General features: G+C 69.3%; 21 protein-coding genes. 4 read left to right on the top strand and 17 right to left on the bottom strand.

Features of this window, described 5'->3' with window-relative positions; genetic code table 11:
- Window positions 1–13 precede the first annotated feature (13 nt).
- From ACFSOX_RS10760 to nth, 4 genes are all read right to left on the bottom strand, one after another.
- Complete coding sequence (locus tag ACFSOX_RS10760; protein ID WP_378477809.1) at window positions 14–598, bottom strand: NAD(P)H-dependent oxidoreductase; 585 nt, start codon at window positions 596–598, stop codon at window positions 14–16.
- A gap of 63 nt (window positions 599–661) precedes the next feature.
- Window positions 662–1,009, bottom strand: a complete 348-nt coding sequence (locus ACFSOX_RS10755; protein WP_378477808.1) for a DUF190 domain-containing protein — start codon at window positions 1,007–1,009, stop codon at window positions 662–664.
- A 201-nt stretch (window positions 1,010–1,210) separates the two neighbouring features.
- A complete protein-coding gene (gene crcB / locus ACFSOX_RS10750) occupies window positions 1,211–1,606 on the bottom strand; it encodes a fluoride efflux transporter CrcB (RefSeq protein WP_378477807.1) in 396 nt (131 codons plus the stop codon).
- A gap of 69 nt (window positions 1,607–1,675) precedes the next feature.
- Window positions 1,676–2,440 (bottom strand): endonuclease III, encoded by a 765-nt coding sequence (gene nth, locus ACFSOX_RS10745; protein ID WP_378477858.1) that lies wholly within the window; start codon window positions 2,438–2,440, stop codon window positions 1,676–1,678.
- Window positions 2,441–2,548: 108 nt separating this feature from the next.
- Between nth and ACFSOX_RS10740 the strand changes: the two genes are divergently transcribed.
- The 3 genes from ACFSOX_RS10740 (at window position 2,549) to gpmI (ending at window position 5,716) form a co-directional block, all read left to right on the top strand.
- A complete protein-coding gene (locus ACFSOX_RS10740) occupies window positions 2,549–3,106 on the top strand; it encodes a DUF2244 domain-containing protein (RefSeq protein ID WP_378477806.1) in 558 nt (185 codons plus the stop codon).
- Window positions 3,107–3,116: 10 nt separating this feature from the next.
- Window positions 3,117–4,028: a methylated-DNA--[protein]-cysteine S-methyltransferase gene (locus tag ACFSOX_RS10735; RefSeq protein WP_378477805.1), complete on the top strand. Its 912-nt coding sequence runs from the start codon at window positions 3,117–3,119 to the stop codon at window positions 4,026–4,028.
- Between the two features lie 170 nt (window positions 4,029–4,198).
- Window positions 4,199–5,716 (top strand): 2,3-bisphosphoglycerate-independent phosphoglycerate mutase, encoded by a 1,518-nt coding sequence (gene gpmI / locus ACFSOX_RS10730; protein WP_378477804.1) that lies wholly within the window; start codon window positions 4,199–4,201, stop codon window positions 5,714–5,716.
- A 127-nt stretch (window positions 5,717–5,843) separates the two neighbouring features.
- On the opposite strand, the gene dapB is transcribed toward gpmI, so the two are convergent.
- Window positions 5,844–6,659: a 4-hydroxy-tetrahydrodipicolinate reductase gene (gene dapB / locus ACFSOX_RS10725; protein WP_378477803.1), complete on the bottom strand. Its 816-nt coding sequence runs from the start codon at window positions 6,657–6,659 to the stop codon at window positions 5,844–5,846.
- A gap of 198 nt (window positions 6,660–6,857) precedes the next feature.
- On the opposite strand from dapB, the gene ACFSOX_RS10720 reads away from it, so the two are divergent.
- Entirely contained in the window at window positions 6,858–7,451 is a 594-nt protein-coding gene (locus ACFSOX_RS10720) for a DUF4337 domain-containing protein (protein ID WP_378477857.1), read from the top strand.
- Window positions 7,452–7,585: 134 nt separating this feature from the next.
- Here the strand turns inward: ACFSOX_RS10720 and ACFSOX_RS10715 are convergent, their stop codons facing one another.
- From ACFSOX_RS10715 to ACFSOX_RS10660, 12 genes are all read right to left on the bottom strand, one after another.
- A complete protein-coding gene (locus ACFSOX_RS10715) occupies window positions 7,586–8,185 on the bottom strand; it encodes a hypothetical protein (protein WP_378477802.1) in 600 nt (199 codons plus the stop codon).
- 274 nt (window positions 8,186–8,459) lie between these two features.
- Window positions 8,460–9,860: a dihydrolipoyl dehydrogenase gene (gene lpdA / locus ACFSOX_RS10710; RefSeq protein ID WP_378477801.1), complete on the bottom strand. Its 1,401-nt coding sequence runs from the start codon at window positions 9,858–9,860 to the stop codon at window positions 8,460–8,462.
- A 36-nt stretch (window positions 9,861–9,896) separates the two neighbouring features.
- On the bottom strand, window positions 9,897–10,304 hold the full coding sequence (locus ACFSOX_RS10705) for an MAPEG family protein (RefSeq protein ID WP_378477800.1): 408 nt from the start codon (window positions 10,302–10,304) through the stop codon (window positions 9,897–9,899).
- A complete protein-coding gene (locus ACFSOX_RS10700) occupies window positions 10,305–10,934 on the bottom strand; it encodes a LysE family translocator (RefSeq protein WP_378477799.1) in 630 nt (209 codons plus the stop codon). It abuts the gene before it with no gap.
- Window positions 10,935–11,046: 112 nt separating this feature from the next.
- Entirely contained in the window at window positions 11,047–11,427 is a 381-nt protein-coding gene (locus ACFSOX_RS10695; protein WP_378477798.1) for a coiled-coil domain-containing protein, read from the bottom strand.
- A gap of 92 nt (window positions 11,428–11,519) precedes the next feature.
- Window positions 11,520–12,800, bottom strand: coding sequence for a 2-oxoglutarate dehydrogenase complex dihydrolipoyllysine-residue succinyltransferase (gene odhB / locus ACFSOX_RS10690; RefSeq protein WP_378477797.1), 1,281 nt, complete (start codon window positions 12,798–12,800; stop codon window positions 11,520–11,522).
- A 132-nt stretch (window positions 12,801–12,932) separates the two neighbouring features.
- A complete protein-coding gene (locus ACFSOX_RS10685) occupies window positions 12,933–15,887 on the bottom strand; it encodes a 2-oxoglutarate dehydrogenase E1 component (protein ID WP_378477796.1) in 2,955 nt (984 codons plus the stop codon).
- A gap of 403 nt (window positions 15,888–16,290) precedes the next feature.
- Complete coding sequence (locus ACFSOX_RS10680) at window positions 16,291–16,683, bottom strand: pepsin/retropepsin-like aspartic protease family protein (RefSeq protein WP_378477795.1); 393 nt, start codon at window positions 16,681–16,683, stop codon at window positions 16,291–16,293.
- A gap of 68 nt (window positions 16,684–16,751) precedes the next feature.
- On the bottom strand, window positions 16,752–17,639 hold the full coding sequence (gene sucD, locus ACFSOX_RS10675; RefSeq protein ID WP_378477794.1) for a succinate--CoA ligase subunit alpha: 888 nt from the start codon (window positions 17,637–17,639) through the stop codon (window positions 16,752–16,754).
- A 17-nt stretch (window positions 17,640–17,656) separates the two neighbouring features.
- Window positions 17,657–18,082 carry a PIN domain-containing protein gene (locus ACFSOX_RS10670; protein WP_378477793.1) on the bottom strand — a complete coding sequence of 142 codons (426 nt, stop codon included), beginning with the start codon at window positions 18,080–18,082 and terminating at the stop codon, window positions 17,657–17,659.
- On the bottom strand, window positions 18,015–18,299 hold the full coding sequence (locus tag ACFSOX_RS10665; protein ID WP_378477792.1) for a hypothetical protein: 285 nt from the start codon (window positions 18,297–18,299) through the stop codon (window positions 18,015–18,017). The genes ACFSOX_RS10670 and ACFSOX_RS10665 overlap by 68 nt, the downstream gene beginning before the upstream one ends.
- A 68-nt stretch (window positions 18,300–18,367) precedes the next feature.
- A complete protein-coding gene (locus tag ACFSOX_RS10660; protein WP_378477791.1) occupies window positions 18,368–18,649 on the bottom strand; it encodes a hypothetical protein in 282 nt (93 codons plus the stop codon).
- Window positions 18,650–18,651 lie beyond the last annotated feature (2 nt).

The raw sequence follows: 18,651 nt of genomic DNA, 5'->3' as shown, positions 1-18,651 counted from the left end.
TGACGCGATCCGCTCAAATCCCCTTCATCACCTTGGCCACCTTCTCCAGATGCGCCGCCCGGGTCGCGTCGGTCGAGACGTTCATGTGATAATGCGCCGTGTAGGTGATTTTCGCGCGCCCGCCGGAAAGCACCCGCAGATAGCGGGTGATCACCTTCCGGGGCGGATCGCCCATCAGGAGCGCGGTCCAGCGCGGCCGTCCGTAGGTCGTCACCGCGGCGATGCGCTTCAGATGCGTCAGCGCTGGCTTCACATGAGCCGGATCGCCGATGTCGAAGGCGACGCCCGGCATCAGCACGCGGTCGAACCAGCCTTTCAGCATCGCCGGGAGGCCGAAGCACCACACCGGAAACACCAGCACCAGCGCCTGCGCGGCCTGGAGCCGGTCGACATAGCCCTGCACGGGCGCCTGGTTGACGGCCGTGTCGTGATAGTTGAGCCGTTCCTCGCGGCCGAGCACCGGGTCGAATCCTTCGGCGTAGAGGTCGCAGTCGTCGACCGTGTGGCCGGCCGCGCGAAGGCTGTCGACCACGCGCGCATGCACGGCGGCGTTGAAGCTCGTCTCGACCGGATGGCAGTAGATCACCAGAACGCGCATGAGGTCATTCCAAGCCCATCATTCCAAGCGAATCAGTCCAAGCACCGGGCGCGGGCGCGCCCGTCACGTCGTCTCGTTGCGGTTCGGACCGTATTGCAGAACCTGCACCTTCTCGATCGTCACCAGGCCGGACGGCATCATGGCGTCGAGCACGGGCAGGAAGGCGTCGATCTTCTCGGGCGCGTCGACGATCTCGATCACCAGCGGCAGGTCGGTCGAGAGCCGCAGGATCTTGGTCGTGTGCAGCACCGAGGAATGGCCGAAGCCGAGCGGACCGCGCAGCACCGTGGCGCCGGCGAGCTTGTGCTCGCGCGCCTCGCGCACGATCGCCTCGTAGAGCGGCTCGCGGTCGAGCTTGTCGTCCTCGCCGACGAAGATTCTCAGAAGTACGGCATCGCGCGGCACTCGCATGGCAGGCTCCCTATATCCATCCGACCTTTACCTCTCCCCAGCGGGGAGAGGTCGGATCTCGCGCAAACGCGCGAGATCCGGGTGAGGGGGATGCAGTTCTCTCCAATTGAAGCCCTAACCCCTCACCCCGACGCGCGACGGCGCGTCGACCCTCTCCCTTTGGGAGAGGGTGAGAGCCGAGCCGATCAGCCGAAGTCCGCATCATATCCAGCGCATCGTGTTGAAGGCGGTGGCGATCGCGGCGCCGGCCCAGACGGCGAGGAGGCACACCACGACCGAGCCGACCACGTTGCCGCCGGCCTGAAGCCACTCTCCGTCGCGCATCAGGTCGAGCGTCTGGATCGAGAACGACGAGAAGGTCGTGAAGCCGCCGCAGATGCCGACCATCACGAACTGGCGTACCGGCGTACCGACCAGAAAGCGCCCGTCCGGCCCGGTGATCACGGCGAAGAAGCCGATCACGAAGGAGCCGACCACGTTCACGGTCAGGGTGCCCCACGGAAACGTCTCGCCGATCAGGCGCGCCACGACGCCCGAGCACCAGAAGCGCGCCATGCCGCCGAGCGCGCTGCCGATCGCGATCCAGAGATAAGCCATCCGTCGTTCCGAGCCGAACCCGCGTCGCTGCCGGCGTAGCGCCGCCGCGCCGCGCCCGCAACCCGCCCGTCACGGCGGCGGCGTCGAGGCGGTCTTGTCCGGCCAGCGGCACAGATCGGCGATCGGGCACAGCGGGCAGCGCGGCCTCAGGGCCGTGCAGGTGTAGCGGCCGTGCAGGATCAGCCAGTGATGGGCGTGCCGCCGGTAGGGCTTCGGCACCACGGCCTCGAGCCGCGTCTCGACCTCGAGCGGCGTCTTGCCCGGCGCGAGGCCGGTGCGGTTGCCGACCCGGAAGATGTGGGTGTCGACCGCCATGGTCTCCTGCCCGTAGGCGATGTTGAGCACCACGTTGGCGGTCTTGCGGCCGACGCCGGGCAGTTTTTCCAGCGCCTCGCGGGTCGCCGGGACGATGCCGCCGTGCTCGGCGACGAGCTGCTGCGACAGCGCGATCACGTTCTTGGCCTTGGTGTTGAACAGGCCGATCGTCTTGATGAAGTCGCGCACCCTCTCCTCGCCGAGCGCGACCATCTTCTCCGGCGTGTCGGCGGCCTGGAACAGGGCGCGGGTCGCCTTGTTGACGCCGGCATCGGTCGCCTGGGCGGACAGCACCACGGCGACCAGCAGCGTGAACGGGTTGACGTGCTCGAGCTCGCCCTTGGGCTCCGGGTTTTTGGCCGCGAAGCGGCGAAAGACCTCCTCGATCTCGGCCGGGCCGAGCCTCTCCGGGGCCTTGCTCTTGCCTGTCCCGGGCGCGGCGGCGCTTGCACGCCCCTTGACCGCGGCCTTGCGGTTGCGGCTTGCTTTCGGTCCGCCGGCAGACGGCTTGCGGATCATGGTCGTGTCGCCCGTGTCGTCGAACAAGGCCGCCCGGCAAGGCGCGGCCGTCGCAGAAACCGCCGCACCGTGGGCCGTGAGCCGCACGGCGCAGAACCCCCGGTGCCCATGGCGTCCCCCTCCTCCGAGCCGATCCTGTTCTCGGCCGTCGTCACGCCGCACCGCTCGCTCGGCCGGGCCGGCGTCCGGGCCGTGATCCTGCTCGTCGCGGCGGCGAGCGGCGTGCTCGGTCTCGTCTTCCTGGCGGCCGGCGCCTGGCCGGTGTCCGGCTTTCTAGGGCTCGACGTCGCGCTCGTCTATTGGGCGCTGCGGATCAACACGCGACGGGCCGCCGCCTGCGAGCAGATCGTGGTGACGCCCTCGGCCGTGACGATCCGGCGGGTCGGCCACACCGGCCCGACCGTCGAATGGACCCTCAACCCGGTGTGGGCGCGGCTCGACCGCGAGACCGACCCGGATTTCGGCCTGTTGCGGATCGCGCTGGTGGCGCAGGGCCGACGCCTGGTGGTCGGATCCTGGCTGTCGCCGGCCGAGCGCGAAGGCTTCGCCGCCGCCCTAGCGACGGCGCTCGCCGAGGCGCGGCGCGGGCCGACCCGCACGACGTTTCCGGAAGGCGCTCCCGAGCCGCCCGGAAATCGGGTGGATCCCCCCGGGTCCGGGGCGTAGCCTCGCGATCATGAGCACCATGATCCTGACCGATCCCGTCGAGGTGCGACCGCCGGTCCGCACCCGGAGCGCCGCGCTCGACCACGCCGCCGAGGACTACGACCGCGTCCGCCGCGCGATCGCGTTTCTGTCGGAGCACTGGAAGCAGCAGCCCGACATCGAGGCCGTGGCGCACGCGGCCGGGCTGTCGACCGACGGCCTCACGGCGCTGTTCCGCCGCTGGGCCGGGCTCACCCCGAAGGCCTTCCTTCAAGCACTCACGTTGGATCACGCTCGAAAACTGCTGCGCGAGTCGGCGAGCGTGCTCGATGCGGCCTACGAGGTCGGCTATTCGGGCCCGGGGCGGCTGCACGACCTGTTCGTGACGCACGAGGCGATGTCGCCGGGCGAGTGGAAGGCGGGCGGCGCCGGCCTGGTGCTCGACTACGGCTTCCACCCGTCGCCGTTCGGCTCGGCGCTGGTGATGGCGACCGGCCGCGGCCTCGCCGGCATCGCCTTCGCGGACCAGGGCGGCGAGACGGCGGCGCTCGCCGACATGCAGGCGCGCTGGCCGAACGCGACCTATGTGCGCGACCAGGCCGGCACCGCGGCGATCGCCCGCCGGGTGTTCGACCCCGCCCTCTGGCGGGCCGACCGGCCGCTGCGCATCGTGATGATCGGCACCGACTTCGAGGTGCGGGTGTGGGAGGCGCTGCTGCGCGTCCCGCTCGGCCGGCTGACCACCTACTCGACCGTCGCCGGCACGGTGTGCTCGCCCAAGGCGGCGCGCGCGGTCGGAGCCGCGGTGGGGCGAAATCCGCTGAGCTTCGTGGTGCCGTGCCATCGTGTGGTGGGCAAGAGCGGCGATCTCACCGGCTACCACTGGGGCATCACCCGCAAGCGCGCCATGCTCGGCTGGGAGACCGGCCAGCGCGGCGGGTGAGGGGCGAGCCCCGGACACTGGCGCGCGCCGAAGGCCCGCGCTCGACCGACCGTGACTCCTGCACAATCCGGTATCCTCTCACCGGCCGTTGACGGGGGCGGTGGGGCGTCCCATTAGTCGAGTGAACCGCGCCGTGGGGCCGTTTTCGGCGCAGGCAGGAGATCACCGACATGCAGACGCGTCGTCCCGTGATGCTGGTCGTTCTGGACGGGTGGGGGTGGCGCGAGGACGCCGCCGACAATGCCGTTCGCCAGGCGAAGACGCCGACCTTCGACAAGCTCTGGGGCACCTGCCCGCACGCCTTCCTGCGCACCTCGGGCAAGGATGTCGGCCTGCCCGACGGGCAGATGGGCAATTCCGAGGTCGGGCATCTCAACATCGGCGCCGGCCGGGTGGTCATGCAGGATCTGCCGCGCATCACCGACGCGATCGCCACCGGCGAGATCGAGAAGGCGCCGGCGCTGGTCGGTCTGATCGACACGCTGCGCGCCACCGGCGGCACCTGTCACCTGATGGGCCTCGTCTCGCCCGGCGGCGTCCACTCGCACCAGGACCACGGCGCCGCGCTCGCCGGCATTCTGGCGCTCGCCGGCATCCCGACCGTCATGCACGTCTTCACCGACGGCCGCGACACGCCGCCCCGCTCGGCCGCCGAATATGTCGACAAGCTCGCCGCCGACCTGCCGCCGACCGTGCCGATCGCCACGGTGGACGGCCGCTACTACGCCATGGACCGCGACAAGCGCTGGGACCGGGTCGAGAAGGCCTGGGCCGCGATCGTCGAGGCGCAGGGCGCGCACCACGAGGATGCGGCGGCGGCGATCGCGGCGTCCTATGCGGCGAATGTCGGCGACGAGTTCATCGTGCCGGTCGTGATCGGCGACTATGCCGGCATGAAGGACGGCGACGGCATCCTGTGCTTCAACTTCCGGGCCGACCGGGTCCGCGAGATTCTCGGCGCCCTGCTCGACCCGGGCTTCGACGGCTTCCCGCGCCCGCGCGTGCCGAAGGTGGCGATCGCGGTCGGCCTGACCCAGTACAGCGAGGCGCTGGACGCCTTCATGGGGACGATCTTCCCGCCCGAGAGCCTGGCGAACGGCCTCGGCCAGGTGACGGCGGACGCCGGCCGCACGCAGCTGCGCATGGCGGAGACCGAGAAGTACCCGCACGTCACGTACTTCCTGAACGGTGGCGAGGAGAAGCAGTATCCGGGCGAGGACCGCATCATGGTCCCGTCCCCCAAGGTCGCGACCTACGACCTGCAGCCCGAGATGTCGGCGCCGGAATTGACCGACAAGGCCGTGGCGGCGATCCGGTCCGGCAAATACGACCTGATCGTGCTGAACTTCGCCAATCCCGACATGGTCGGCCACACCGGCAGCCTGCCGGCCGCCATCAAGGCGGTGGAGACGGCCGACACCGGGCTCGGGCGCATTCTCGAGGCGATCGGCGCCATGGGCGGGGCACTCCTGGTCACGGCCGACCACGGCAATTGCGAGCTGATGCGTGATCCCGTGACGGGCGGGCCGCACACGGCACACACCACGAACCCGGTGCCCGTGATGCTGTTCGGCAGCGACGCCAAGAGCCTCGCCGACGGCCGCCTCGCCGACCTCGCCCCGACGCTGCTCGCCCTCATGGGCTTGCCGCAGCCCAAGGAGATGACCGGCAAATCGCTGATGCGGTGACGTTTCGCATGGTCGTTCCGGGGCGCGGGCGGAGCCCGCGAACCCGGAATCCCGACGCGAGCTTGGCCTCCTTGGCTGGGTTCCGGGTTCGCTGCTTCGCAGCGCCCCGGAACGACCAGTCCGGGGATCAGAAATCCTTCAGCCCGAGCACGTCCATCATCGCGTAGAGGCCGGCCGGCCGGCCCTTCGCCCAGACGGCGGCCTTCACGGCACCGCGGGCGAAGATCATGCGGTCCTCGGCCTTGTGGACGAGCTCGATGCGCTCGGCCGGCCCCGCGAAGATCGCCCAGTGCTCGCCCACCACGGTGCCGCCGCGAAGGGACGCGAAGCCGATGTCGCCCGGCTTGCGGGCGCCGGTGTGGCCGTCGCGGCCGCGCTCGGAACGCGCGGCGAGGTCGATGCCGCGGCCGCGCGCCGCCGCCTCGCCGAGCAGCAGCGCCGTGCCGGACGGCGCGTCGATCTTCTTGTTGTGGTGCATCTCGAGGATCTCGATGTCGAACTCCTCGTCGAGCGTCGCCGCCACCCGCTTCGCCAGCGCCGCCAAGAGGTTGACGCCGAGGCTCATGTTGCCCGACTTGACGATGGCGATCTTCTGCGCGGCGGCGGCGATCGCCTGCTCGTCGGCGACCGAGAAGCCCGTCGTGCCGATCACGTGAAACAGGCCGGCAGCCGCGGTCTTCGCGGCCAGCGCCACCGAGGCGGCCGGGATCGTGAAGTCGATCACCCCGTCCGCCTTGTCGGCGAGCGCGCCGAGATCGGCCGTCACCGGAATGCCGTTCGGGCCGACGCCCGACATCTCGCCGGAATCGCGACCGATCAGCGGCGAGGTCGGCGCGTCGATGGCACCGGCCAGCACGACGCCTTTCGCCTCGGCGATGGCCTTCACCAGGGTCTTGCCCATGCGGCCGCCCGCACCCGCCACGATCACTCGAACATCGCTCATCGCACCCTCCTGCCTGTGCGGCCGGTATAGAGGAGCGGCGCCGGGGAGGACAGAGGGCCGTTCCGGCCCGCCGGAGGCCAGGCGATGTGTGCCGGGATATGTGACGGGACGACGGCCGAGACATCGTCGAAAGTCCCCTTGCGGACCGACGCCGGCCCGCTACATCCCTCCGGCACCACCAGCGCCGAGGGGGAGACCATGGCCGGGCCGCACGAGAATCTGGAGCACCACGAGCACGCCGAGCACGCGGCCGGGCACAACAAGCAGATCGCCCTGCTGATCGCGATCATCGCCCTGTTCCTCGCCTTCTCCGAGACGCTCGGCAAGAGCGCCCAGACCGAGGCGATCAGCCTGAACATCAAGGCGTCCGACACCTGGAACTTCTTCCAGGCCAAGACGGTGCGCCAGACCTCGCTGCGCGCTGCCGCCGAGGCCATGACCCTGCAGGTCGCGACCGCCCCAAACGAGGAGGTGCGCACCGCGCTGCAGAAGCAGATCGACGCCTGGAAGGCGACGATCGCCCGCTACGACAGCGATCCGAAGGAAAAGGACGGCCGCAAGGAGCTGCGGGCGCATGCCGAGCACCTGGAGCACGAGCGCGACACCGCGCTCGCCCGCTACCACCACTACGAGGTGGCCTCGGCGGCGTTCCAGATCGGCATCGTGCTGTGCTCGGCCGCCGTCATCACCGGCATGATGGCGCTCGCCTTCGTGGCCGGCGGCGTCGGGATTCTGGGGATCGTGTTCATGGGCATCGGCCTGTTCGCCCCGCATGCTGTGCATTTCGTGTGACGTCACCCGTGCGGGCTGTCATTCCGGGACGCGGACCGCAGGTCCGTGAACCCGGAATCCAGCGGCATGCTCCATCGGTGGGGCTGGATTCCGGGTTCGCGGCTTCGCCGCGCCCCGGAATGACGGCGAGATGATCACTCCGCCGCGGCGGGCCTCGGGGCCGCCGTGCCGCGCTGCACGCTGCGGCGCAGGCGGCGGACGTGACGCAGGAAGCGGCCGCGGCGGCTGGGCGCCAGCAGGCGCAACAGCCGGCGCAGGCGATGCTGGATGGGCCTGACGGTGCGGGCGAGCCAGGCCTTCACCTCGGCCTTGTAGGGATCGATCAGCCCGTGCGCCCAGGCGAGGCCGCGCAGCACCAGATCGTAGAGCCGGCGGAACCAGGGCAGTTGCAGGAGCTTCGGCCGGGTGAGGTCGAACACGAAGGCGGTGACGCCGACACCGGCGACCTTGGCGAAGCCGAATACGGCGACGCCCCCGATCCAGAAGCCGTGCGAAAACATCCACAGCGCGGCGAACTTCAACGGGAACAGCACGACCGCCGGCACGGCGAACACCAGCAGGGTCGGATAGGGCGGCAATCGCTCGATCACGGCCGCGATCCGCGCCTTCAGGGCCGGCCAGGCGATCCAGTCGACGACGCGGGCGACCAGCGGCCGCACGTGCTCCCACAGCCACGCCTCGACGAGGAAGACGACGGCGAGCAGGATCCACAACGGTCGGGTCAGACGGCGCATGCGGATGAGTATAGGGGGAATCGCGGCGGGTTCATGCCAGGGGCGGCACCGCTGCCGGGCGCCGGAACGGGCCGCCTGCCCGGGCGCGGCGCCCCCGCGCCGCAACCCGGACCCCAGGGCGGTCGGGCGACACGGTCCGAGGCTCTTGCCCGAGCCGCGCTTGGCCCCGGCTCCGCGGCGGATCAGGTCTCCGACCTGGTCCGCTTTGTCGGGGCACGAGGCCGAGTCCGGGACGCCGTTTCATTCCTCGGGGTGCGCCATCGCCCCGCACTTCTCACATGTGGAGCGCCCGCTTCTCCACGGCGAGCGCCGCCTCCTTGACGGCCTCCGGAAGGGTCGGGTGGGCGTGGCAGGTGCGGGCGATGTCCTCCGAGGAGGCGCCGAACTCCATCGCCACCGCCGCCTCGGCGATCATGTTGCCGGCATCGGCGCCGAGGATGTGGACGCCGAGCACCCGGTCGGTCTTGGCGTCGGCCAGGATCTTCACGAAGCCGTCGGTCTGCCGGTTCACTTTGGCGCGGCCGTTCGCCGTGAACGGGAATTTTCCCACGTTGTAGGCGATGCCGGCGGCCTTCAGATCCTCCTCCGACTTGCCGACGCTGGCGAGCTCCGGGCTCGTGTACACGACGCCCGGGATCACGTCGTAGTTCACGTGCCCCGCCTTGCCGGCGAGGATTTCCGCGACCGCGACGCCCTCGTCCTCGGCCTTGTGGGCCAACATCGGCCCGGCGATCACGTCGCCGATGGCGTAGATGCCGGGCACGTTGGTGGCGAAATGTGCGTCGGTGATCACCCGGCCGCGCGGATCGAGCGCGACGCCGACCGCCTCGAGCCCGAGCCCCTGCGTGTAGGGCACGCGGCCGATGGCGATCAGCGCGACGTCGCAGTCGATCGTCGCGGCGTCGCCGCCGGCGGCCGGCTCGACCGTCGCCTTCAGGCGCGCGCCCGACGTGTCGATGCCCGTCACCTTGGTGGACAGGCGGAACGCGAAACCCTGCTTCTGGAGGATGCGCTGGAACTGCTTGGCCACCTCGAGGTCGATGCCGGGGACGATGCGGTCCAGAAACTCGACGACCTCGACCTCGGCGCCGAGGCGGCGCCACACCGAGCCGAGCTCGAGCCCGATCACGCCGGCGCCGACGACCAGGAGCTTCTTCGGCACCTTGTCGAGCGACAGCGCGCCGGTCGACGAGACGATGCGCTGCTCGTCGATGGTCACGCCCTTCAGCGGCGCGACCTCGGAGCCGGTGGCGATGACGATCGCCTTGGTGTCGAGCGTCGTTACGCCGGCCTCGCCCGTCACCTCGACCTTGCCCGGCGCAGCGATGCGGCCGGTCCCGACATGGACGTCGATCTTGTTCTTCTTCATCAGGAACTCGACGCCTTTGACGTTGCCGTCGACGCCTTCGTCCTTGAACGCCATCATGGCGGCGAGATCGAGCTTCGGCTTGCCGACCTTGATGCCCATCGCCTCGAAGCCGTGGCCGGCCTCGTCGAACAGCTCGGAGGCGTGCAGCAACGCCTTGGACGGGATGCAGCCGATGTTGAGGCAGGTGCCGCCGAGCGTCTTGCGCTTCTCGACCACGGCGGTCTTGAGACCGAGCTGGGCGGCCCGGATGGCGCAGACATAGCCGCCGGGGCCGGTGCCGATGACGACGAGATCGTAAACTGACATCGCGAAGGTTCCGTTCGGGGAGTGATCAGGACGACTTCAGAGGACGAGGGCCGCGAGCATCAGGCCGAGCCCGACCAGGGCGGCGAGCCACACCAGCGAGCGCACCTTCGGCACGCCGGCGAGATAGAGCGGCACGTAGACGACGCGGGCCCAGAACCACAGATGCGCGCCGGCGAGCGCGAGCCCGCCGGTGCGGCCCGTGACGGCGAGCGCCAAGGCGAGCGCGACGAAAGCCGGGAAGGTTTCGAGATAGTTCTTCAGCGCGCGCTCGGCGCGTCCGGCGAGCACGCCGGCCGGCTTGCGGCCGTCATCGCGCGCGCTGGCGTTCCAGTCGGTGCCCAGCTCCTTGGTCATGGTGCCGGACTGGATGAAAATCTGCACGACGAGCAGCACGACGGCGGCGGCGAGGAGATGGAGCTCGGTCGGGACGGGGGTGAGCGACACTCAGTGACTCCGTTGCAGGGCGACGCGCACGCCGAGCCCGATCAGCACGAGCCCGGTCATGCGGTTGAACCAGTGGCCGGCCCGCGTGAAGGCCGCGCGAGCCGTGCCGGTGGTGAGGAACACGGCGACGATCGTGAACCAGGCGGCGAGCGTCACGGCCATGGCGAGGCCGTAGCCGAGCTGGACGAGAAGCGGCGTCTGCGGCGACACGATGGTGGAGAACAGCGACACGAAGAACAGCGTCGCCTTGGGATTGAGCAGATTGGTGAGAGCCCCGATCGCCAGCGAGCGGCGCGCCGGCCGGGCCGCGGGATCGTGCGTGCCGGGATCGGCCAGCGTCGGGGCCGGCGCGCGAAAGCTCTTGATGCCGAGCCAGACCAGATAGGCGGCACCGACCCATTTGACGATCGTGAAGGCGACGACCGAATGGGCGACGATCAGGCCGATGCCGAGCACCGTGTAGCCGACATGGACCAGGATCGCCGAGCCGACCCCGATGGCGGCGAGCACGCCGGCGCGGCGGCCGTGCACGACGCTCTCGCGCATCACGCAGGCGAAGTCGGCCCCCGGCGTCACGGCCGCGACCAGGAACACCGCCATCAGGGAGAGGAACTCGGCCGTGTGGGACATTTCTTGCTCGTCGACGCCATCAACCGGGCGCCGGGTTGGGCGACGCCCCGGCGGGGCCGCACCATGACGTGTCCGGGCCGAACGCGACGGCCGCCTGTTCGGCTCCGTCGGCTCAAGCCGACGGGCGGCTCTTGATCGCGTCCAACAGGATCTGCGTGTTGGTGGCGATGGTTTGGAACACCTGGTCGAAGCGGGCGTCGATGGCACGAAAGCCGTTGTCCATCTTGGTCTCGAGCCGTTCGACTCGCTCCTCCAGACGGTCCATTTTGCCCTCCAGCCGATCCAGCCGAAGGTCGTGATAGTCGACCTTGGCGTCCAGCGAATCGGCTTTCGCGGCGAGCAGATCGATCTTCGTATCGACCCGCGCCAGCCGGTCCTGCATCTGGACCTGCTCGCTCTCGAGCCGAAGCTGGTCGGAGCGCACCTGGCGGAGGTCCGACTGCATCTGCCTCATCTGCTCGCCGAGGAACCGCACGTCGACATTGTCGGTCATGACCGAGACCCCGAAGCCCGTGGCACCACGACAACCCTATACCACGGAGAGGTGCGCCCTGCGACCTGAGCGCGCAGCGCGCGGTCTCGTCCTCACAGATCGAGCACGAGCCGCGCCGGGTCTTCCAGGCTCTCCTTGACGCGCACCAGGAACGTCACCGCCTCCTTGCCGTCGATGACGCGGTGATCGTAAGAGAGCGCCAGATACATCATCGGGCGGATCTCGATCTTGCCGCCGACCACCACGGGCCGCTCCTGGGTCTTGTGCATCCCGAGGATGCCGGACTGCGGCGCGTTGAGGATCGGGGTCGACATCAGCGAGCCGTAGACGCCGCCGTTGGAGATCGTGAAGGTGCCGCCCTGCATCTCCTCGATCTTGAGCTGGCCGTCGCGGGCGCGGCGGCCGAAATCGGCGATCGTCTTCTCGATCTCGGCCAGCGTCTTCGACTGGCAGTCGCGGACCACCGGCACGACCAGGCCGCGCTCGGTGCCGACCGCGACGCCGATGTGGTAATAATTCTTGTAGACCATGTCGGCGCCGTCGATCTCGGCGTTGACCGACGGCACCTCGCGCAGCGCCTGCACGCAGGCGCGGGTGAAGAAGCCCATGAAGCCGAGCTTCACGCGGTGCTTCTTCTCGAACAGATCCTTGTACTGGTTGCGCAGCGTGATCACGGCCGTCATGTCGACCTCGTTGAAGGTCGTCAGCATGGCGGCGGTGTTCTGCGCGTCCTTCAGGCGGCGCGCGATGGTCTGGCGCAGCTTGGTCATGCGCACGCGCTCCTCGCGCGCCGCGTCGTCGGGCGGTGAGGGCGCGCGCACCTGCACGGGCGCGACCGGCGGCGGCGCGAAAGCCTGCACGGGCGCCGGCCCCGGAGCCGCAGGAGCGGGTGCCACGGCGCCGCGCTCGATGGCGGCCAGCATGTCGCCCTTGGTCACCCGCCCGTCCTTGCCGGTGCCCGCGACGCCGGAGGCCGCAACGCCGCTCTCCGCCTCCAGCCGGCGGACCGACGGGGCGAGCGGCGCGTCCTGCTTCGCCGTGGCCGAAGCGGCGGCCGGAGCCGTGGCCGCGTGAGCGGGCGGCGGCGCGGCCGGCTTCGGCTTCTCGGCCTTGGCGGCAGGGGCTGCCGCACCGGCGGCGCCTTCGGCGATCTGGCCGAGCAGCGCGCCGACCGCGACGGTCTCGCCGTCCGCGACGGCGATCTCCGAGAGCACGCCGGCGGCGGGCGCCGGCACCTCGATGGTGACCTTGTCGGTCTCGAGCTCGACCAGCGGCTCGTCCACCGACACCGGCTCGCCCGCCTTCTTGAACCAGCGGCCGATCGTGGCTTCGGTCACGGACTCGCCCAGGGTGGGCACGCGGATGTCAACCATCGTTCTTCGTATCCAAGGATCGGGCGGCGGACGCGGACGGTGCGGCGGCGCGCGGATCGGGTTCGGGCGGGGGGCGGAGATGGCCGGGCACGGCGTCCGGCCAGGAAACGTGTTCGGGCGGGCGCGAGCCGGTCAGCCCAGCGCGTCGTCGAGGAACGCCTTGAGCTGGGCGAGGTGCTTGGACAACAAGCCCGTCGCGGTCGCGGCGGAGGGCGGGCGCCCGACATAGCGGGGCCGGCGGTACTCGCCGGCGACCTGGTTCATCACCCATTCCAGATACGGCTCGACGAAGGTCCAGGCGCCCATGTTGCGCGGCTCCTCCTGGCACCACACCACCTCGGCGTTCTTGAACCGCTGCAGGCGGGCGAGGAGCGCCTTGGTGGGGAACGGATAGAGCTGCTCGACGCGCAGCAGATAGATGTCGTCGATGCCGCGCTTCTCGCGCTCCTCGTAGAGGTCGTAATAGACCTTGCCGGTGCACAGCACGATGCGGCGGATCTTGCGGTCGGCGGCGAGCCGGATGTGCTCGCCCTGGCGGCTCTCCGCATCGTCCGGCAGCAGGCGGTGGAACGACGTGCCGGCCGTCATCTCGTCGAGCCGCGAGACCGCGCGCTTGTGGCGCAACAGGCTCTTCGGCGTCATCAGGATCAGGGGCTTGCGGAAGTCGCGCTTGAGCTGCCGGCGCAGGATGTGGAAGTAGTTCGCCGGCGTCGTGCAGTAGGCGACCTGCATGTTGTCCTCGGCGCACATCTGCAGATAGCGCTCGAGCCTGGCCGAAGAGTGCTCCGGCCCCTGCCCCTCGTAGCCGTGCGGCAAGAGGCAGACGAGGCCCGACATGCGCAGCCACTTGCGCTCGCCCGACGACAGGAACTGGTCGAACACCACCTGGGCGCCGTTGGCGAAATCGCCGAACTGCGCCTCCCACAGCACGAGCGCGTTCGGCTCGGCGAGCGAGTAGCCGTACTCGAAGCCGAGCACCGCCTCCTCGGACAGCATCGAGTTGATCACCTCGAAGCGTGCCTGACCGGGCTTCACGTAGTTGAAGGGCGTGTGGCGGTTCTCGGTCTCCTGGTCGATCAGCACGGCGTGACGCTGCGAGAAGGTGCCGCGCTCGGAGTCCTGGCCCGACAGACGGACCGGATGGCCGTCGGCCAGCAGCGTGCAGAAGGCGAGCGCCTCGCCGGTCGCCCAGTCGATTCCCTCTCCGGTGTCGATCGCCTTGCGGCGGGCGTCGAGGAAGCGCTGGATCGTGCGATGGACGTTGAAGCCGGTCGGCACCGAGGTGATCTTCTCGCCGATCTCCTTCAGCGTCTCTTCCGCGACGCCGGTGTTGCCGCGCCGCGGGTCGTCGCTCGGGGCGGCGACCTTCATGCCGGCCCAGCGGCCGTCCAGCCAGTCCGCCTTGTTCGACTTGTAGCCGTGGCTGGCGTCGAACTCGGCGTCGAGCCGCGCCCGCCAGTCGGCCTTCATCTTCTCGACCTCGCCGTCGGTGACGATGCCCTCGGCGAACAGCTTCTTCGCGTAGATCTCCAGCGTCGACGGATGCGAGCGGATCTTTTTGTACATCAGCGGCTGGGTGAACGACGGTTCGTCGCCCTCGTTGTGCCCGAACCGCCGGTAGCAGAACATGTCGATGACGACCGGCTTCTGGAACTTCTGGCGGAACTCGGTCGCCACCTTGGCGGCGAACACCACGGCCTCCGGATCGTCGCCGTTGGCGTGGAAGATCGGCGCCTCGATCATCTTGGCCGTGTCGGACGGATAGGGCGACGAGCGCGAGTAGCGCGGATAGGTCGTGAAGCCGATCTGATTGTTGACGATGAAGTGGATGGAGCCGCCGGTGCGGTGGCCGCGCAGGCCCGACAGGCCGAAGCACTCGGCCACCACGCCCTGGCCGGCGAACGAGGCGTCGCCGGAGATGAGGAGCGGCAGCACGACGGTGCGGTCCTCGGTGGTGCAGCCGTGCTGGTCCTGCTTGGCGCGGGTCTTGCCGAGCACCACCGGGTTGACGATCTCGAGATGCGACGGGTTGGCGGTCAGTGACAGATGCACGCTGTTGCCGTCGAACTCGCGATCCGACGAGGCGCCGAGGTGATACTTGACGTCGCCGGAGCCCTCGACCTCGTCGGGCGTGAACGAGCCGCCCTTGAACTCGTGGAAGATGGCACGATGCGGCTTCGCCATCACCTGGGCCAGCACGTTGAGGCGGCCGCGATGCGCCATGCCCATGGCGATCTCGCGCACACCGAGCGCGCCGCCGCGCTTGATGATCTGCTCGAGCGCCGGAATCATCGATTCGCCGCCGTCGAGCCCGAACCGCTTGGTGCCGGTGAACTTGACGTCGCAGAACTTCTCGAAGCCCTCGGCCTCGACCAGCTTGTTGAGGATGGCGCGCTTGCCCTCGCGGGTGAAGTGGATCTCCTTGTCGGGGCCCTCGATGCGCTCCTGCAGCCAGGCCTTCTGGGCCGGGTCGGTGATGTGCATGAACTCGACGCCGAGCGTCTGGCAGTAGGTGCGCTTCAGGATCGCGATGATCTGGCGCAGCGTGCCGAACTCCATGCCGAGCACGAAGTCGAGATAGATGCGGCGGTCGAAGTCGGCCTCGGTGAAGCCGTAGGAGCGCGGGTCGAGCTCCTCGTGGTCCTTGATCGCCTCGAGGCCGAGCGGATCGAGATCGGCGTGCAGATGGCCGCGCATGCGGTAGGCACGGATCAGCATCAGGGCGTGCAGGCTGTCGCGCGTCGCCTGCTGGACGTCGGCGCTCGTGAGCTCGACGCCGTAGTGCTGCGCCTTCTGGGCGATGCGATCGGTGAGGCGGATCGCCGCCTCCTGGGCCTCGGGCTCGACGATGCGGATCGGGCCTTCCTCGACCACCGGCCAGTGCGGCTCCTTCCAGGAGGCGCCGCGCGCCGAGCGCGCCACGTCGGACGCCGTGTCCTTGAGGCCGGAGAAGAACACCCGCCACTCGGTGTCGACCGCCTTCGGGTCGGCTTCGTAGCGCGCGTAAAGGTCTTCGATATAGGCGGCGTTGCCGCCGTAGAGGAACGAAGTGAGGGCGAATTGAGCGTTCGCGTCTTGGCGGGACATGAACGGATCCTGATCGCGGGGCGAGGCCCCTGGGGGAGCGGGAGCGAGCCGGGCCGGCCCGGGAAAACCGCCGCGGCCGGACGCCCCTATTTAGGCGCCTTCCCGCGCCGCCACAACGATTTCATGCGGGAGAATCGGGATAGAAACGAATATTGATTCACAAAACTGGACGGCGGTTCGGGATCCCCCCCGGGGACCGAACCATGGCGCATCGCGAGAGCCGGGCGGGGGCACCGGGACAGGGCGCGGCGCGATGATCCCCCGAGGCTCGAACAGCCCGGCCCCCTCCGGGTGATGAAAACGGTTTCACCGCACTGGCGAAGCGGCTCGTTCATCCTGCTCGGACGTGCATCCTCGGGCAGGCATCGGCGCGCATGTCCGCGACCGCTCGCCCACGATGGGATCAGCCGCGGATGCCCTTGGCGATCGAGACGGCGAGGTTCGGATTGGCCGGGTTGGGGATCACCTCGCGGGTCGCCGGGACGACGACGAGGTCCATGTCCTCCATCGGGATGGCGCCGAGCAGCACCTCGGTGCCCAGCACCATGGCTCCGGCGACGCCGCGGCGGTTGGCGACCGAGACGAGGATCGGCCCGACAGAAGGCACCCGCCGGCGCGAGCCGTCGGCGAGCGTCACCTCGCGGCGGTCGATCTCGTCCAGCGCGAGCTGGAGCGCCACATGCTCGGGAATGCAGAGATGGAGCGCGCCGGTGTCGGCCAGCGCCGGCGCCTCGACGGCTGCGAGGTCCGGTCGCCGGGCGTTCTCGAGGCGAACCGTCGTGCTCCCCAATCCCATGACCGACCTCGCAAAATGCAAGCGGCGCCGGCCCAGGGGACCGGCGCCGCGGGCATCGGACCACGAGCCTACGACTTCTTCAGAATCTCGGCGAGCGTGGTGCCGAGCCGCGCCGGCGACGGCGACACCGTGATGCCCGCCGCCTCCATGGCGGCGATCTTGCTCTTGGCGTCGCCCTTGCCGCCCGCGATGATGGCGCCGGCATGGCCCATGCGGCGCCCGGGCGGCGCCGTCACGCCGGCGATGAAGCCGACCATCGGCTTCTTGCGGCCGCGCTTCGCCTCGTCGATGATGAACTGCGCCGCGTCCTCCTCGGCCGAGCCGCCGATCTCGCCGATCATGATGATCGACTCGGTCTTCGGGTCGGCCAGGAACTTCTCCAGCATGTCGATGAACTCGGTGCCCTTCACCGGATCGCCGCCGATGCCGACCGCGGTGGTCTGGCCGAGCCCGACCTGCGTGGTCTGGAACACCGCCTCGTAGGTGAGGGTGCCGGAGCGCGACAGCACACCGACCGAGCCGGGCTTGAAGATGTTGCCCGGCATGATGCCGATCTTGCACTCGCCCGCCGTCAGCACGCCGGGGCAGTTGGGGCCGATCAGGCGCGACTTGGAGCCGTCGAGCGCCCGCTTGACCTTCACCATGTCGAGCACCGGGATGCCCTCGGTGATGCAGACGATCAGCGGGATCTCGGCCTGGATGGCCTCGCAGATCGCGTCGGCCGCGCCGGGCGGCGGCACGTAGATGACCGTGGCGTCGGCCCCGGTCTTCTCGCGCGCCTCGGCGACGGTGTCGAACACCGGAAGGCCGAGGTGGGTCGAGCCGCCCTTCCCGGGCGAGGTGCCGCCGACCATCCTGGTTCCGTAGGCGATCGCCTGCTCGGAGTGGAAGGTGCCGTTCTTGCCGGTGAAGCCCTGGCAGATGACCTTGGTGTCACGGTCGATCAGGATGGACATGGTTTTACCTTCGACGGTCAGGATTGGCTGAACGGGTTTTCGACGCGGACGGACCCGTAGGTCTGACCGTTATTGAGGTCTTCGGTGTAGAGCACGGGCGCCTCCAGCCGCTCGGCCGCGGCGATGATGGCGGCGTCCCAGTACTTGATCTGATAACGTTGGGCATGCGCCATCGCGGCCCGGACGATGGCCTGGTCGATCACGACGCACGGCCGCTCCATGAACACGGCGACCATGGCGGCGGCCTCGGTGCAGCTTAGAGGGCGCTTGGATTTCAGCACGGCATTCACGAAAAACTCTCCGAGCACCTGGGTCGACAGCCCGAAGTTCCAGCTCGCCAGCAGCGCACGGCTGATGCGGAACTTCTCCGGCGCATCACTTTTTCCCAGCGCCGCGTACAGGAGGATGTTCGTGTCGAGGAAGCACGCGATCTTCGTAGACATCCTCCCGGTTCCATGTCCAATTCGGCCCGAGCCGCCCGGGCGAGTTGTCGATCAGTTCGAGCAGGCGCTCGCGCGCGGCATCGGGCTTCGCCTCGTCCCGTGCGAGCTCTTCCAGATGATCGCGCACCAACCGGTTGACGGTGGTGTTGCGCTTGGCCGCGTAAACACGGACCCGCGCCAGCACGGTTTCGTCGACCGCCAGGGTGATGTTCTTCACGGTTCACCTCCTGCCCACACATATTATGTGTGACTGTGCGCGCCCGCAAGTTTTGGTTAGGCCCTTACTCAGCCAGTGGTCGCCTTGGACGGAGGGCGTGACCGGTTATTCCAGACCAGCCACACCCCACGACTGCCGAATCCGATCGCCCATGCGATCAACTGGACGACAGCAAACGGCTCACCCAAGCCGCTGAATGGGGAGGAGCCGGTGTCCCTGCTGGCCGTCACGGACTGCCACCCAACGAAACCGAGCCAGAGCAGCCCGACGATCGCCAGAGTGAGCAGGTTCCGCAACAGCCAGGGAAACAGCAACGGCAGGATCACGTGCATCGCGAGCAGGGCGATCACCG

Source organism: Rhodoplanes azumiensis (assembly GCF_042682915.1).
Classification (GTDB): Bacteria; Pseudomonadota; Alphaproteobacteria; order Rhizobiales; family Xanthobacteraceae; genus Rhodoplanes; species Rhodoplanes azumiensis.
This window is presented reverse-complemented; position numbering and strand designations above follow the sequence as displayed.

Bases quoted from the DNA above. Each gene is read 5' to 3' on its own strand.
- ACFSOX_RS10715 (WP_378477802.1), bottom strand. From the start codon at position 8,185: ATGCGCCGTCTGACCCGACCGTTGTGGATCCTGCTCGCCGTCGTCTTC.
- lpdA (WP_378477801.1), bottom strand. From the start codon at position 9,860: ATGTCAGTTTACGATCTCGTCGTCATCGGCACCGGCCCCGGCGGCTAT.
- ACFSOX_RS10720 (WP_378477857.1), top strand. From the start codon at position 6,858: ATGGCCGGGCCGCACGAGAATCTGGAGCACCACGAGCACGCCGAGCAC.
- ACFSOX_RS10695 (WP_378477798.1), bottom strand. From the start codon at position 11,427: ATGACCGACAATGTCGACGTGCGGTTCCTCGGCGAGCAGATGAGGCAG.
- odhB (WP_378477797.1), bottom strand. From the start codon at position 12,800: ATGGTTGACATCCGCGTGCCCACCCTGGGCGAGTCCGTGACCGAAGCC.
- nth (WP_378477858.1), bottom strand. From the start codon at position 2,440: ATGATCCGCAAGCCGTCTGCCGGCGGACCGAAAGCAAGCCGCAACCGC.
- ACFSOX_RS10670 (WP_378477793.1), bottom strand. From the start codon at position 18,082: ATGTCTACGAAGATCGCGTGCTTCCTCGACACGAACATCCTCCTGTAC.
- ACFSOX_RS10700 (WP_378477799.1), bottom strand. From the start codon at position 10,934: ATGTCCCACACGGCCGAGTTCCTCTCCCTGATGGCGGTGTTCCTGGTC.
- sucD (WP_378477794.1), bottom strand. From the start codon at position 17,639: ATGTCCATCCTGATCGACCGTGACACCAAGGTCATCTGCCAGGGCTTC.
- ACFSOX_RS10735 (WP_378477805.1), top strand. From the start codon at position 3,117: ATGAGCACCATGATCCTGACCGATCCCGTCGAGGTGCGACCGCCGGTC.
- gpmI (WP_378477804.1), top strand. From the start codon at position 4,199: ATGCAGACGCGTCGTCCCGTGATGCTGGTCGTTCTGGACGGGTGGGGG.
- dapB (WP_378477803.1), bottom strand. From the start codon at position 6,659: ATGAGCGATGTTCGAGTGATCGTGGCGGGTGCGGGCGGCCGCATGGGC.
- ACFSOX_RS10755 (WP_378477808.1), bottom strand. From the start codon at position 1,009: ATGCGAGTGCCGCGCGATGCCGTACTTCTGAGAATCTTCGTCGGCGAG.
- ACFSOX_RS10680 (WP_378477795.1), bottom strand. From the start codon at position 16,683: ATGGGATTGGGGAGCACGACGGTTCGCCTCGAGAACGCCCGGCGACCG.
- ACFSOX_RS10760 (WP_378477809.1), bottom strand. From the start codon at position 598: ATGCGCGTTCTGGTGATCTACTGCCATCCGGTCGAGACGAGCTTCAAC.
- ACFSOX_RS10740 (WP_378477806.1), top strand. From the start codon at position 2,549: ATGGCGTCCCCCTCCTCCGAGCCGATCCTGTTCTCGGCCGTCGTCACG.
- ACFSOX_RS10685 (WP_378477796.1), bottom strand. From the start codon at position 15,887: ATGTCCCGCCAAGACGCGAACGCTCAATTCGCCCTCACTTCGTTCCTC.
- crcB (WP_378477807.1), bottom strand. From the start codon at position 1,606: ATGGCTTATCTCTGGATCGCGATCGGCAGCGCGCTCGGCGGCATGGCG.